Origin of the sequence: Paraburkholderia sp. BL6669N2, from assembly GCF_003387275.1 — a bacterium.
Taxonomy (GTDB): Bacteria; Pseudomonadota; Gammaproteobacteria; order Burkholderiales; family Burkholderiaceae; genus Paraburkholderia.
This window is the reverse complement of the sequence record NZ_QUNA01000001.1, coordinates 4,811,865-4,826,737: the sequence shown is the minus strand read 5'-3', so window position 1 is coordinate 4,826,737 and position 14,873 is coordinate 4,811,865. Positions and strand designations below refer to the sequence as shown.

10 protein-coding genes are annotated in these 14,873 nt (G+C 64.9%); 4 read left to right on the top strand and 6 right to left on the bottom strand.

What is annotated here, in order from left to right; genetic code table 11:
* The first annotated feature begins 184 nt into the window (after positions 1–184).
* Together B0G80_RS21830 and gluQRS are read left to right on the top strand one after the other, a co-directional pair.
* Positions 185–1,048: a sulfurtransferase gene (locus B0G80_RS21830; protein ID WP_116119378.1), complete on the top strand. Its 864-nt coding sequence runs from the start codon at positions 185–187 to the stop codon at positions 1,046–1,048.
* A gap of 31 nt (positions 1,049–1,079) precedes the next feature.
* Positions 1,080–1,970, top strand: a complete 891-nt coding sequence (gene gluQRS / locus B0G80_RS21825; RefSeq protein WP_116119377.1) for a tRNA glutamyl-Q(34) synthetase GluQRS — start codon at positions 1,080–1,082, stop codon at positions 1,968–1,970.
* Between the two features lie 200 nt (positions 1,971–2,170).
* Here gluQRS and B0G80_RS21820 read toward each other — a convergent pair whose 3' ends face one another.
* The 6 genes from B0G80_RS21820 to purT all read right to left on the bottom strand — a co-directional run bounded on the left by B0G80_RS21820 (position 2,171) and on the right by purT (position 9,412).
* A complete protein-coding gene (locus tag B0G80_RS21820) occupies positions 2,171–3,643 on the bottom strand; it encodes a DEAD/DEAH box helicase (RefSeq protein WP_116119376.1) in 1,473 nt (490 codons plus the stop codon).
* 359 nt (positions 3,644–4,002) lie between these two features.
* Complete coding sequence (locus tag B0G80_RS21810; protein ID WP_116119375.1) at positions 4,003–5,439, bottom strand: aldehyde dehydrogenase family protein; 1,437 nt, start codon at positions 5,437–5,439, stop codon at positions 4,003–4,005.
* A gap of 25 nt (positions 5,440–5,464) precedes the next feature.
* The gene (locus B0G80_RS21805) at positions 5,465–7,117 is read right to left on the bottom strand and encodes an acetolactate synthase large subunit (protein WP_106280237.1); all 1,653 of its coding nucleotides are present in this window, start codon (positions 7,115–7,117) and stop codon (positions 5,465–5,467) included.
* Positions 7,118–7,388: 271 nt separating this feature from the next.
* Positions 7,389–7,757, bottom strand: coding sequence for an MliC family protein (locus tag B0G80_RS21800; protein ID WP_106280236.1), 369 nt, complete (start codon positions 7,755–7,757; stop codon positions 7,389–7,391).
* Between the two features lie 91 nt (positions 7,758–7,848).
* The gene (locus B0G80_RS21795; protein ID WP_116119374.1) at positions 7,849–8,061 is read right to left on the bottom strand and encodes a DUF6726 family protein; all 213 of its coding nucleotides are present in this window, start codon (positions 8,059–8,061) and stop codon (positions 7,849–7,851) included.
* Positions 8,062–8,197: 136 nt separating this feature from the next.
* A complete protein-coding gene (gene purT, locus B0G80_RS21790) occupies positions 8,198–9,412 on the bottom strand; it encodes a formate-dependent phosphoribosylglycinamide formyltransferase (protein WP_116119373.1) in 1,215 nt (404 codons plus the stop codon).
* Between the two features lie 253 nt (positions 9,413–9,665).
* Between purT and B0G80_RS21785 the strand changes: the two genes are divergently transcribed.
* Positions 9,666–10,205, top strand: a complete 540-nt coding sequence (locus B0G80_RS21785) for an META domain-containing protein (RefSeq protein ID WP_116119372.1) — start codon at positions 9,666–9,668, stop codon at positions 10,203–10,205.
* A 261-nt stretch (positions 10,206–10,466) separates the two neighbouring features.
* Complete coding sequence (locus B0G80_RS21780) at positions 10,467–14,843, top strand: DNA translocase FtsK (RefSeq protein WP_116119371.1); 4,377 nt, start codon at positions 10,467–10,469, stop codon at positions 14,841–14,843.
* Positions 14,844–14,873 lie beyond the last annotated feature (30 nt).

The following is a 14,873-nucleotide window of genomic DNA, read 5'->3' as shown; positions in this document are numbered from 1 at the left end:
TGACGAACGATTTGCGCTACCGCAACCCCTTGCCCATTCGGCCGAGTCGGGTAAAGCGCCGGGTTGAGGGATAATACGGGTTTCGCCCTATTCGACGTGGCCGCGCCGCAAGGCGTCTGAAGGCGGGCAGCCCAATGCGCCCCCGTTTTCCGCGAGGCCGGTCACTTCTTACCGCTGGACACTCATGAGTATCGTCAATCTCTCTTCGTATCATTTCGCGACTATCGAAGACACCGCTGCATGGCGCCCGTTCGTCACGGAACGCTGCAACGCGCTCGGCCTGAAGGGCACCATTCTGCTCGCGCGGGAAGGCATCAACCTGTTCGTCGCCGGCACGCGCGAAAACACCGACGCCTTCATCCACTACATTCGCCACGACGCGCTGTTCGAAGGCAAGTTCGTGAATCTGCAGTTCAAGGAAAGCCTGTCGGACAAGCAGCCGTTCACCCGTATGCTGGTCAAGCTCAAGCGCGAGATCATCACGATGAAGAAGCCGGCCATCCGGCCGGAACTCGGCCGCGCGCCGTTCGTCGACGCGCCCACGCTGAAAAACTGGCTGGACCGCGGTCACGACGACCAGGGCCGTCCGGTCGTGATGCTCGACACGCGCAACGCGTTCGAAGTCGACGTCGGCACATTCGACAACGCGCTCGATTACCGCATTACGAAATTCAGCGAGTTTCCCGAAGTGATCGAGCACAATCGCGCGGACCTGGAAGGCAAGACGGTCGTGTCGTTCTGCACGGGCGGGATTCGCTGCGAGAAGGCCGCGATCCACATGAAGGAAGTCGGCATCGAGAACGTATACCAACTCGAAGGCGGCATTCTGAAGTACTTCGAGGAAGTGGGCGGCGCGCATTATCACGGCGACTGCTTCGTGTTCGACTACCGCACCGCGCTCAATCCGCAGCTCGAGCCTAGCAAGACCACGCAATGCTTCGGCTGCCGCGCGGTGGTCCCGCCGCAAGCGCAAGAATCGCCGCTGTACCTGGCGGGCAAGACGTGTCCGGAATGCCATCCGGACGGCAAGGCGGCGCGCGCCGCGTGATGGCGGCGGCGTACCACGCCACCACTGGCCCATGACCTACCGCGGACGTTTCGCGCCCTCGCCCACCGGGCCACTGCACTTCGGCTCGCTGGTCAGTGCGCTCGCAAGCTGGCTGGACGCGCGTGCGCATCGCGGCGCATGGCTCGTTCGCGTTGAAGATATCGACGGCCCGCGCACCGTGCCCGGCGCCGCGGAAGACATCCTCGCCACGCTCCAACGCTTCGGCATGCATGCGGACGAACCGCCTGTCTGGCAAAGCACGCGGATGGCGCGCTATCAGGAAGCATTGGAACAATTGAAAGCGACGGGCGTGATTTATCCATGTGGCTGCACGCGCAAGGAAATCGCCGACTCGCTGCTCAACGCGCACATGCGCAATACGACGCTCGCCTATCCCGGCACCTGCCGCAACGGCCTGCACGGCAAACCAGCACGCGCATGGCGCTTGCGCGTGCCGGACGGCAACGCGGCGATCATCACGTTCGAAGACCGCTGGCAAGGCAAACAGACTCAGAATCTGGCCACCGAGGTCGGCGACTTCGTGCTGAAGCGCGCGGACGACCAATGGGCTTATCAACTGGCGGTGGTCGTCGACGACGCGGACGCGGGCATCACGCACATCGTGCGCGGCGCGGATTTGATGGATTCAACGGCAAGGCAGATCTATTTGCAGCGCTGCCTGGGCGTGCCGACACCCGAATATCTGCATGTGCCCGTCGTCACGAATGCGGAGGGCGAAAAACTCAGCAAGCAGAACGGAGCCACAGCACTGGACCATGACAAGCCGCTCGAAGCGCTGAGCGCCGCGGCGCGGCATCTTGGGCTCGATCTGGGAAACGCTGCGACCCATACGACGCTAGACGGCTTTTATGCTGCCGCCACGGCGGCATGGGCAAAACGGATGGGCTTACCGGCAGCGTGAACGCGATTCGCGTCTGAAAAATCTTGCCGTGCGCGGCGCGCATTGCGCAAACTGGCTGCGGCAACCGGCACGGTGCGCGGTGCGCGGTGCGGCGTGAGTGTTCGACACGCTTCAAATTTTGCCGCGCTTCAAACGGCGCCCTGCTTGCGGTCGAGCCCGGTCCCTTGAGATAAACCGAGCCGCAAGCAGCGAACTACAAATCAGGTAGACGAAGACGACTTCCGCGGCATCCCAAACCCGCCCAGCAGCGCTGCCAGCGGCTGCTTGGACGCCGCCTTCTGCGGCGCGGCGGAAGCAGCGGCCTCCTCGATCTTGCGAACCGAAGAAGGCGACGGCTCATAAGGCTTCAGGAAGAAATCATCCACGGGTTGCGCGCGATGATGATGCGGCCGGTCGTACGAACCCGACGACGACGCACCCGTGCGACGACGGCTGCCGCGATCCTCACGGCCCTCGCTGCTGCGCTCGCGACGCGGCGCGCGTTCTTCATGATGATGCCGCACCGGCGCTTCCACCGTCAGGCGTTGCACGTCCAGCGGACGCTTGATCAACTTCTCGATATCGGCCAACTGCTTGCGCTCGTTCGGGCTGCACAGCGACAACGCATCGCCCGAAGCGCCCGCGCGGCCGGTACGGCCGATCCGGTGCACGTAGTCTTCCGCATTGAACGGCAGATCGAAGTTGATCACCGCCGGCAATTCGGCGATATCCAGGCCGCGCGCGGCGACGTCCGTTGCCACCAGCGCTTCGATCTCGCCGCGCTTGAACGCGTCGAGCGCCTGCATCCGCTCATTCTGCGTGCGGTCGCCGTGAATCGCGGTCGCAACCACGCCGTCGCGCTCAAGGCTGCGCGCGAGACGGCTCGCGCCGATCTTGCTGTTGCAGAACACGATCACCTGCTTGAGACCGCGTTCGCGAATCAGTTGCACGACCGCACCCGTCTTGTCGCCCTCGGCGACTTCGTACACGACCTGCGTCACGTTGGTTGCGGTCGAGTTGCTGCGCGCGACTTCGATGGTCTGCGGGTCACGCAGATATGTGGCGGCAAGCTTCTTGATTTCGCCCGAGAACGTGGCCGAGAACAGCAGGGTTTGACGTTCTTTCGGCAGCAGGTTCAGGATGCGCTGCAGATCCGGCAGGAAGCCCATGTCGAGCATGCGGTCGGCTTCGTCGAGCACGAGGATCTGCACCTGGCCGAGATTGGCCGTTTTCTGTTGCACGTGGTCGAGCAGACGGCCCGGCGTGGCGATCAGAATCTCGACGCCGCGGCGCAGTTGCTCGGACTGCGGATTCATATCCACGCCGCCGAACACCACCGCGCTGCGCAGCGCGGTGTGTTTCGCATACGCCTGCACGTTCGCGGCGACCTGGTCGGCCAGTTCGCGGGTCGGCGTGAGGATCAGCGCGCGCACCGGGTGGCGCGCGGGCGAAGCGCTCGTGCTGGCCTGCGGCAGCAAACGCTGGATGATCGGCAGCGAGAAACTCGCGGTCTTGCCGGTGCCGGTTTGCGCGGCCCCCATCATGTCACGGCCGGCCAGCACGACAGGGATCGCCTGCTCCTGGATCGGCGTGGGGATGGTGTAGCCCGACTCTTTGACGGCTTTCAGGATGTCGGGCGCGAGGCCGAATTGATCAAAAGTCGCAGTACTGGGCGTGACGGCTGTGTCGGACATGGTGGCTTTCGCTAAAAATGCGCTTCGCGCGTGCGCGCGGTAGCGGTCGGAACCGCAGAGGGCATTGTGATGAAGGCGGAGCCACGGCGTTCCGCACGGGACCCGTTGGTACTGTCGGTACGGCGGGAAAAATTGCGGCCGGCTCCGGCCGGCGGAAACACCCGCCGGAAAGGCCGGTATTGTAGCACTTCAGCAAAAACACTCATGGCGCATGCGCCGGCTTTCTGCTTACGTCCGCGAAAGCCAGCCGCCAAGACGCGCCGCAGCCGCCGGAGAATCGCGGCAAAGCCGTGGTGCGCCCCGCTCGCAGCGTAGTTCGTGGGGACGACGGTTGTGTGACAGCGTGTGGGTTCGCCGCCTCACCACGTCTCGCGCATCACCATCAAGCGCAGTTCGGTCATGTCCTCGATCGCGTAGCGCACGCCTTCCCGCCCCAGCCCCGAATCCTTCACACCGCCATACGGCATGTTGTCGACCCGGAACGAGGGCACGTCGTTGATCACCACGCCGCCCACGTCGAGTTCGTCCCACGCGCGATGCGCGTGCGCGAGCGAATCCGTGAACACGCCCGCTTGCAGCCCGAAATCGCTGTCGTTGACGGTTGCGAGCGCCGCGCCGAAATCGTCGAAGCGCTCCAGGATCGCCACCGGCCCGAAAGCTTCCTTGCGATACAGATCCGTGTCGCGTTTCACGCCTTCGAGCAGCGTGGCTTCGAACATCGCGCCGTCCACCTTGCCGCCCGCGATGATTTTCGCGCCCGCCTGCACCGCGCTTTCCATCCAGCCGGCGAGGCGTTTGGACTCCGATTCGGAGATCATCGGCCCGACGAAGGTCTTTTCGTCTTTCGGATCGCCCATCACCAGCGTCTTCGTCTTCGCGATCAGCTTCTCGCGCAGCGCATCGTAGACCTTTGCGTGGACCAGAATCCGCTGCACGCCGATACAGCTCTGCCCTGACTGGTAGAACGCGCCGAACGCGAGCCGGTCGACCACATAGTCGAGCTTCTCACCCTGATCGCCGTCGACGATTGCGGCCGCGTTGCCACCCAGCTCCAGGATCACCTTTTTCTTGCCGGCTTTCTTCTTCAGATCCCAGCCCACCGCGGGCGAGCCGGTGAAGGACAGCAATTTGAAGCGCTCGTCGGTGGTGAACAGATCGGCGCCGTCGCGATGCGCGGGAAGAATCGAGAACGCGCCCTTCGGCAAATCGGTCTCCGCCAGAATCTCGCCCATGATGAGCGCGCCGACCGGCGTGCGGCTCGCCGGCTTCAATACGAACGGCACGCCCGCCGCGATGGCCGGCGCGACCTTGTGGGCGGTCAGGTTCAACGGGAAATTGAACGGCGAAATGAACGAGCACGGGCCGATCGGCACACGCTTCACATAGCCGTGATAACCCTTGGCACGCGGCGATATCTCCAGATTGACAATCTCGCCGTCGATGCGCACCGATTCCTCCGCCGCCACCTTGAACGTATCGATCAGGCGCGTGACCTCGCCTTTCGAGTCGTTGATCGGCTTGCCGGCTTCGATGCACAGCGCAAGCGCCAGCTCGTCGTAGCGCTCACGAAAGCGCTTCACGCAATGTTCGAGCACCGCCTGGCGCTTGAACGGGGGAAAGGCGCGTAAAGCGGGCATGGCGTCGACGGCATGGCCGATCGCTTTGTCGATCGCGGCGGCGTCGGCCATCGCGACGCGGGTCGCGACTTCGCCGCTGAATTTATCGGTGACTTCGAGGTCGGTGTTGGCGGCCACCGCAACGTTCGCCAGGTAGTACGGGTAAGTCTTCTGCAACATGACGCGTCTCCGTGATCCGATGCCTTCACAGTTGCGCCGAAAGCCGCTTGATTTCGCGATTCAGCACGCGCTCGTTGTCCGAATAGTCGATCGGCAGATCGATCACATGGACGCCGGGCGTTGCGAAACATTCGCGCAGCAGCGGCGCGAATTCCCCCGCCGTTTCGATGCGGTGCCCCTTCGCCCCGTAGCTCTCGGCATACGCGACGAAATCCGGATTGCTCAGCGTCATGCCGTAGTCCGGGAAGTTCATGTTTTCCTGCTTCCAGCGAATCATGCCGAAGGCGTCGTCGCGCACGATCAGGATCACCAGATCCAGTTTCAGACGCACCGCCGTTTCCAGTTCCTGCGAGTTCATCATGAAGCCGCCGTCGCCGCACACGGCCATGACCTTGCGGTCCGGGTGCACGATCTTGGTAGCGATCGCGGACGGCAAGCCCGCGCCCATCGAAGCCAGCGCGTTGTCGAGCAGCAGCGAATTCGGTTCGTGCGCGCGGTAGTAACGGGCGAACCAGATCTTGTACATGCCGTTGTCCAGACACACGATGCCGTCCACCGGCGTGGTCTCGTACACGTCGTTGACGACGCGCACCGGATACATGGGAAAGCGGTCGTCGTGCTGGCCTTTCGCCAGATGCGCCTCGAAGTGCTCCTTGATTTCCTTGAAGCGCGTGAAGTCCCAATGCTCCTGCCGCTCCTTGAGGCTTTCCTTGAGTTGCCACACCGCGTTGGCGATATCGCCGACCACTTCGATCTGCGGAAAGTACACGGTATCCACTTCCGCGCCGAGAAAGTTGACGTGAATCACCGTTTTCTCGCCCGCGTCGCCGCTGCGCATGAAAAACGGCGGCTTCTCGATCACGTCGTGACCGACGTTGATGATGCAGTCCGCGTGGTCGATCGCGCGGTGCACGAAGTCGCCGTCGGAGAGCGTCGCATTGCCGAGCCACATGGGGTGCGATTCGTCGATCACGCCCTTGCCCATCTGCGTCGTGAAGAACGGAATGCCGATCTGGTCGACGAACTCGCGCAGCATCTTGGTGGTGGTCTTGCGATTGCCGCCCGCGCCGATCATCAGCAACGGATGCTTCGCGCTGGTGATCGCCTCGACCGCGCGCGCCACGGCTTTTTCCTCGGCGACGGGACGGCGGCTGTAGCTCTTCGGAATCGGCTTGCCGTCGCCTTCTTCATGCGCGACGTCTTCGGGCAATTCAAGGTGTGTGGCGCCCGGCCGCTCTTCCTCCGCCTGACGAACCGCCTCGCGCACCATTGCCGGAATATTGGCGATCGATACGATCTGCCGCGTGTACTTGGTGAGCGGCTCCATCATGCGCACCACGTCGACGATCTGAAAATGTCCCTGCTTGCTCGACTTGATCGGCTTTTGCCCGGTGACCATCAGCATCGGCATGCCGCCCAGTTGCGCGTAGGCCGCGGCGGTCACGAAGTTGGTCGCGCCCGGCCCGAGGGTGGCCAGACACACTCCCGTGCGCCCGGTGAGACGGCCGTACGTGGCGGCCATAAAGCCGGCCGCCTGTTCGTGGCGCGTGAGGATCAGACGGATTTTCGAGCGGCGCAGCGATTCGAGCAGATCGAGATTTTCTTCACCGGGAATGCCGAACACGTACTCGACACCTTCGGCTTCCAGCGATTTGACGAACAGGTCCGATGCTTTCATTGAGGGTCTCGCTTGATGATACGGACGCGGGCCGCGACCCCGTCGCCGGGGCCCGGAAACTGGCGATCAAAAACGGACGATCGAAAACGACGCCGGCCACGCCGGCAATGCCCGGCATGACTACGATGGCATGACGCGGCGGCACGGCGGCAATGCCATGCGGGACAGCTTACTACTCGAATGGAAACGGTGTGCGCCGGCGGACAACGCCGCAAGGCAGGGGGAAAGAAGAAACGGCGGCATGGGTGGAGAATGCCGCCATATGTCGCACTCAGCGATTGATGGCGATGCAGTCCGAAAGCATGGGCGGCGCGTCTTGGCCGGCCATGGCGTCATACAGGTCGGCGCGCGGGCCCTTGGTCCACCACGTGTAGCTGCCGGCCTGATATTTCGCGCCGGACGCCGACAGCGTGTTGACGAACAGCAGTTGCTTGCCCTTCACCGGCACGAGCGCGAAGCTTTGGCCGTTCGCCGTGTTCCAATAAGTGACTTGCAGGATCTTGCCGGTCGCGCAGGTGTATTTGTGCGTCTGACGGTTTTTGGTCTGAATCTCGGAGAACTGCAACGGCGCGGCCCACGCCTCGCTGTATAGCGCCGCGAGACCCGCCGCCGTGGCGACTGCAACAAGCCATTTCTTCATTGGATGCCTCGATGGTTGCTACCAATCTAACACGGGTGACGCGCCGCCCATTGCGCCTCGCGCTGCGGCTAAACGTCCGACGACGGATCGGTTATGGATCGATCACGTCGGCGCACGCGTCGGTCGGCGCAGCGGCGACATGCCCCACCAGCGGCACGATTTTCAAGCCTGCCGAGGCGACCCGGCACGGCGCCGCCGCGAGGCCGCATCCCGTCAATCCCGCGCACAGCGCGAGCAGCACGCCGAGTGCGCCGAGACGGCCGGTCCAACCGCGCCGCGTGGTGTTGCGGATTTCCAGCGCCATACGTACCTTTACTCCGATGAGCCCGACGAGCCCAATCATTCAGATTGCGCGCGCGGCAATGGTGCCGGGCACGCGGGTCGGGCAACGCACGGCGAATCGCCTCATTACAGCGATTCGCCGCGCGTTGCGCCGTGACTTACTTTGCCGACACCGGCCGCACCGCCGCCGCGGCCTGCTTCGCGCGCGAACGGGCTTCGTCCGTGTTCTCGCCGGTGGCGAGCGCCACGCCCATGCGGCGCTTGATGAAACTCTCCGGCTTGCCGAACAGACGCAGGTCCGCGTTCGGCACCGCCAATGCCGCGGCGACGCCTTCGAAGGCAATGCCTGCCTCGTCGAGCCCGCCGTAAATCACCGCCGACGCACCCGGCGCCCGCAGCGACGTATCCACCGGCAAACCGAGAATCGCGCGCGCATGCAATTCGAATTCCGAAAAGCGTTGCGAGCACAGCGTGACGAGACCCGTATCGTGCGGACGCGGACTCACTTCCGAAAACCATACGTCATCGCCGCGCACGAAAAGTTCCACGCCGAACAGGCCGCGGCCGCCGAGCGCGGCCGTCACCTTGTGCGCGACCTCGCGCGAACGTTCCAGCGCGAGCGGGCTCATGGGCTGCGGCTGCCAGGATTCGACGTAGTCGCCGGCCACTTGCACGTGGCCGATCGGGTCGCAGAAATACGTGCTGACTTCGCCGCTTGCCGGATCGATGGCGCGCACGGTCAATTGCGTGATTTCGTATTCGAAATCGATAAAGCCTTCGACGATCACGCGGCCGTGGTTCACGCGGCCGCCGGCTAGCGCGTATTGCCATGCGGGTTCGACGTCGGCGTCGCTGCGCAGCACCGACTGCCCCTTGCCCGACGACGACATGACCGGCTTCACCACACACGGATACCCGACTTTGGCGATGCCTGCGCGCAGTTCGTCGAGCGAATCGGCGAAGGCATACGGCGAGGTCGGCAAGCCGAGTTCCTCAGCGGCGAGACGGCGGATGCCTTCGCGGTTCATGGTGAGCTGCGTGGCGCGCGCGGTCGGGATCACTTCGGCGAGACCGTCGCTTTCAATGGCCGCGAGCGCGTCGGTCGCGATTGCCTCGATCTCGGGGACGATCAGGTGCGGGTGCTCCTGTTCGACCAGCGCGCGCAGCGCGGCGCGGTCGGTCATGTCGATCACGTGCGCGCGGTGCGCCACCTGGTGACCCGGCGCATTCGGGTAACGGTCGACGGCGATCACTTCGACGCCCAGCCGCTGCAGCGCGATGATCACTTCCTTGCCGAGCTCGCCGGCGCCGAGCAGCATGACGCGCGTGGCGGATTCAGAAAGGGGTGTGCCGATCCGTTGGCCGATCTGCATGAGGTCTCCAGATAAAAGTCGGATGAGGGTGGGATTGGGTAGAGCACGATGTTAACATGCGGGCCCCTCGCCGCGCCTTGCTCGCGGCGGCCACACCATGCTTCACGCGTGCAGGGCAACGGCGTAGCAAGAAGACGGCGCGCAAGGGCGCCGCGGCGCTCCGAATCAGCGCTTTCGCGTGCCGTTGCTCTCGCGTGCGGCGAGCTTAGTGCGTTACCCTTACGCCTTCGCCAGTTTGAAGAGGAACGACGCCATGCTCCAAAGCTCCTCCGCGCGACGTATTGCGCGCTTCACCCCGTATCTGCGCACCGCCATTGCCGCGTTGAGCGTCGCCGCGCTGTTGGGCGCCTGTGCGATCCCGAAACATCCCGACGAGCAAGCCGCCGCGCCCGATCCATTCAATCCCGCCGCCGCGCAACTGCTCGACGACACCAGTTGGGTGTTGAGCGCCTGGAAACAGGCCGACGGCACGGCGCGCGCGATTCCGTCCGCCGACCAGGGCGCGCCGATTACCCTCACGCTTTCGACCTCGACCGGCCAGCGCCACGCCAGCGGCTTTTCCGGCTGCAACCGTTACATGGGCTCGTACGCGCTGAAAGACGGCAAGCTGAGCTTCGGCACGCTCGGCGGCACGCGCATGGCCTGCATGACGCCGGGCGGACAGATCGAAGGCGCCTATCTCAATGCGCTCACGCACATCGACCGCACCGGCGTGCAGATGCGCGCGCCGCAGCAGATGCAACTGGTGCTCGACAACGGCGACACGCTGACCTTCGACAGCAGCACGAAATGAACGCGTCGCGGATCCTCCCGTCGACGCCTCGGCGCGCTGCTGACCGAAGCGGGCTGCACAGCGGCGCCGCGCGCCAGACGGTCCATATGACGGGTGAAGGCTGTCCCGACAGCCGTTGTTTTTCACCGACGGGACGCCGCGCGCCGGTCTGTTTTTCAATTGGACGCCAGCATACTTGCGTCTGCCTTCGAAGCATCGGGCTTCGCCGGTTAAACTCGTCGGATTGCGTTTTTGCGCGTCCATCATTCGTTGATGTCTAGTATGCACACGGTAGTTTTCGGCTGGTTCGGCGGGTCAGCCGTCTGGTTCATTCCTCTTTTGTGGCGTCTCGTGAAGTCGGTTCTGCCGGGCGGCGCGGGTCTGCGCGGCCCCGGCACGATCCGGCTGTGGCTCGGCTTCGTCTGCGTGCTGGTGGCAAGCTGCACACTCGAGGCGTCGCTGATCGGCGTGGCCGGCGTGAATGGCTTCGGCCATGCGCTGGCCACGGGCTTCGGCCATCTGCTCGGGCATATCGGCACGCCTCTCGCAGCGCTCGCGCTGCTTTTCATCAGCCTGCCGTGGCTGATCGACTTCCGCTGGCGCGATTTCGCTGCCTGGGCCGACGGCGCGTTCGGCCTCGGCCTGTCACGCGGCCTCGCGAAACGCGACGAGGAGGCACGCCGTCATCGCAGCGTCGATGACGGATTGCCGTCGCATGTTTCGCCGGCCACCAATACGATGGCGCCTAAAACCAATGGTCGTTACGCGCGCCCGACGGTCTGGCGTCCGCCGGCGCGTGGACGCGACGCGGCTGCGGCTGGCGCCGCGGCTGGCGCGGCGGGCAAGGATGCGGCGGCGCGTAGCGGTGCAGCGAGTTGGCGCACAGGCGCGGCCGCACCGCGCAGCCAGGCGACCCAGGCCGAGCCGGTGCTGCGCGCGGGCGCTGCGGCCACACCGCCGCGACATGGGCCGATGCAAACGCAACCACTCAAAGCGGACAAGGCTGCCTGGATGCCGGCTGAGCCCGTTGCGCCGGCCGGCTGGTTGCGCGAGTCGGGGTCGCGGGTGGCTACGGCGGGAGCAGGATCGGTGGCGGGATCGGTCTCGGGTGCGGGAGCAGGGTCGGGGGTGTCTGGAGCTTCCGGAGCTTCCGCTCGCGTTGGCGCGTCGCAGGTTGGACGTCGTTCGGCCGGCGAGCAACGGCACGTGGGATCGGCAGCCGGGGGCGCTTTTGCTGCGGGTGCTGCGGGTGCTGCGGGTGCTGCCGCCAAGGTAACTCAGGCAGCGGTGCATACGTCATCAGCAACGGCGCGGGCCGCGTCGGGCAGCGTGGGCTCTCACTCCGCCGCAGGTTCAGTTGGAAATGCGGCGGCCAGCGCGGGCCGTCCTTCGACGATGGCCCATGACACAGCGGCCTCGGCGGCTTCCGTCAACCGCACGTCCGCGCCGCGGCAAGCTTTCTCGCCCGCCCCGCGTTCGAACGAAGTCACGCCGACGCGAGCAGCGAGCCGGCCGGCACCGAGCTACACGCGTCCAATGCCGGCGACGCAGAAAGTCGCGCCACCTGCCAGCGTCCAGGAGACCCTTCGCAGCATCGCGGAAAACGCCGCACGCTGGACCGATATTGCGGGCGTGAGCCTCGCGCGCAGCACCGGCTCGGAAAATGCGAAAGTGACGGATGCGCCGAACGCGGCGCCGTCGTTCGAGCCTGAGCAGTCGATTGTCGATGTGCCACGAACGGATGCGGTTGAAGCGGTTTTGACGCCGGATGCGCATCGCCCTTCGTTTGAAGCTGCGGACAGCGCGCCGGCCGATCACGTGTCAGACGAGCCGTCCGACACGCCGCGCGTGGAAGCAGTGGTCGAGGCGCCGCCCGAAGTGAGCCACGAGCCCGTCGTGCAGTGGCCAATCGAGCCGCCGATTATTCGACCGCCGTTGACGGTGGCGCCAGTGGTTGAGCACGGGCTGGTTGCTACGCCAGCGCCGACGTTTGCGCCAGTGTCTGTATCTACGCCTGCGCCAATAACTGCGCCAGTGGTTGAGCACGCGCCGATTGTTTCACCTGCACCTGCACCTGCACCTGCACCTGCACCTGCACCTGCACCTGCACCTGGATCGCAGTATGTGGCGCCCGCCACTACACCGACGCCGTTCCAGGTTTTCGCTGCGCAGTTGCAAGCAAGCGAAGCGCACGAGGATGAAACGCCGTTCGAATACGATCCGACTGTCGCGACAACACAAGCCGACCATCACACGAGTCCGAGCGTTGAAACCGCACAGACGCTCAGCCAGCCTGCGGACCATTCAGAAGTCGTCGCAGCGCGCGTCGCCGGGCAATTCGCTGCGCCAGCAATTGCCGAACAGGCGAAAGAAGCCGCACCGTTCGTCGAGCCGCAGCCCGCCGCGCCTTCGTCGGCCGCTGAAGTCGTGATCGATAAAGCGCTTGCGCCTTGGGAAGCCGAACTCGACGCGGTACTGGCGCAACACACGGCTTCGTCATCGAGCGTGCCGGGTGTCAGCCGCGTCGGCGTATCGAGCGGAGCCGGCCTGACGCATAACGCCACGCCATCGCCGAACATGGCGCGCACGGTCGAGTCCGCCACGCCCGTCGAAACCGAAACGGCGGACGCCCCTGCCCTGTCGGGCGTACCTGAAACATCGGACTCGGCAACCGTTGGGCATGCGGCGAACATAACCGCCGCAACGCCGCCGCAGAATGTCATGCCGCACGTCTCGGAGACACCGACCGCAGCACACGCGGCGAACATGAGCACCGCAGCGGCGCCGCAAAGCATCACGCCGCAGACCTCGGGCTCGTCGGCTAACGCGCATGCGTCGAACCTGCCCATCGCGGTGCCGCCGCAGAACCTCGCCCCGCAAGCATCGAACGTGGTTCGCTTTCCGGGCTTCGCCGTTCAGACGGCGCCCGTGGCATCCGATGTCGCTGACGACGAATCTTTCGCCGTTGAAGAACGTCCTAACGACGCCGCTATCCCGCCGCAAGCGCCGGCAGCATCGGCATCGCTCGCGGCGCCATTCACAACCGCGGCCCCATCCGTAGAGGCAACCGAAGCAACCGAGGCCACAGAGCCCACCGAACCCGCCGTCCAACCACGCCCTCCCCTGCGCGGCCACAGCCCCGCCAACGGTTTCGAGTTCCGCGCGCCCGCCGCATCGATGGTCGAATTGCCCACGCTCGATCTGCTCGCGCCCGCGGACATCGACGTCGAACCCGTCTCCGAAGAAAAACTCATCGAAACCGGCCTGCTGATCGAACAGCGCCTGCAGGAATTCAAGGTGCCGGTCACGGTCGTCGGCGCATCGGCCGGCCCGGTCATCACGCGCTTCGAAGTCGAGCCGGCGCTCGGCGTGCGCGGCAGTCAGATCGTCGGCTTGATGAAGGATCTGTCACGCGGCCTCGGGCTCACGTCCATCCGCGTGGTCGAGACGATTCCCGGCAAGACCTGCATGGGCCTCGAATTGCCGAACACCCGGCGCCAGACGATCCGCCTCTCTGAAATCCTCGAAGCCAGCGTCTATCAAAACTCGCATTCGCAGTTGACGCTCGCCATGGGCAAGGACATCACCGGCCATCCGGTCGTCGCCGATCTGGCGAAGGCGCCGCACATGCTGGTCGCCGGCACGACCGGTTCGGGCAAGTCGGTGGCGATCAACGCGATGATCTGCTCGCTGCTCTACAAGGCGATGCCGGAAGAAGTCCGCCTCATCATGATCGATCCGAAGATGCTGGAGCTGTCGGTCTACGAAGGCATTCCGCATCTGCTCGCACCCGTTGTCACGGACATGAAGCTGGCGGCCAACGCGCTCAACTGGTGCGTCGGCGAAATGGAAAAGCGCTACCGCCTAATGTCCGCAGTCGGCGTGCGCAACCTGGCCGGCTTCAACCAGAAAATCCGCGATATCGAGGCCAAGGGCAAGAAGCTCGGCAACCCGTTCTCGCTGACGCCGGAAGCGCCCGAACCTCTCGCGCCGCTGCCGCTGATCGTGGTCGTGATCGACGAACTCGCCGACCTGATGATGGTGGCCGGCAAGAAGATCGAAGAACTGATCGCGCGCCTCGCGCAGAAAGCGCGCGCCGCCGGCATCCATTTGATTCTGGCGACGCAGCGTCCTTCGGTGGATGTGATCACCGGCCTCATCAAGGCGAACATTCCGACGCGCGTGGCCTTCCAGGTGTCGTCAAAAATCGACTCGCGCACGATTCTCGATCAGATGGGCGCCGAGTCGCTGCTCGGCCAGGGCGACATGCTGTTCCTGCCGCCCGGCACGGGCTATCCACAACGTGTGCACGGCGCCTTCGTCGCTGACGAGGAAGTGCATCGGATCGTCGAATATCTGAAGCAGTTCGGCGAGCCGCAGTACGAGGAAGGTATTCTCGACGGCCCGGCCACCGACGGCGGCGCGGCGCAAGACCTGTTCGGCGAATCGCCGGATGCGGAAGCCGATCCGCTTTACGACGAAGCGGTCGCCTTCGTGGTGCGCACGCGGCGCGCGTCGATCTCGTCGGTGCAGCGGCAGTTGCGCATCGGTTATAACCGCGCGGCGCGGCTCGTCGAGCAGATGGAAACCGCGGGCCTCGTGTCGGCGATGGGCATCAACGGCAGCCGCGAAGTGCTGGCGCCTGGGCCGGCGGAATAAGCGGCGACTGGCCGGTGAACGCCGCTGATT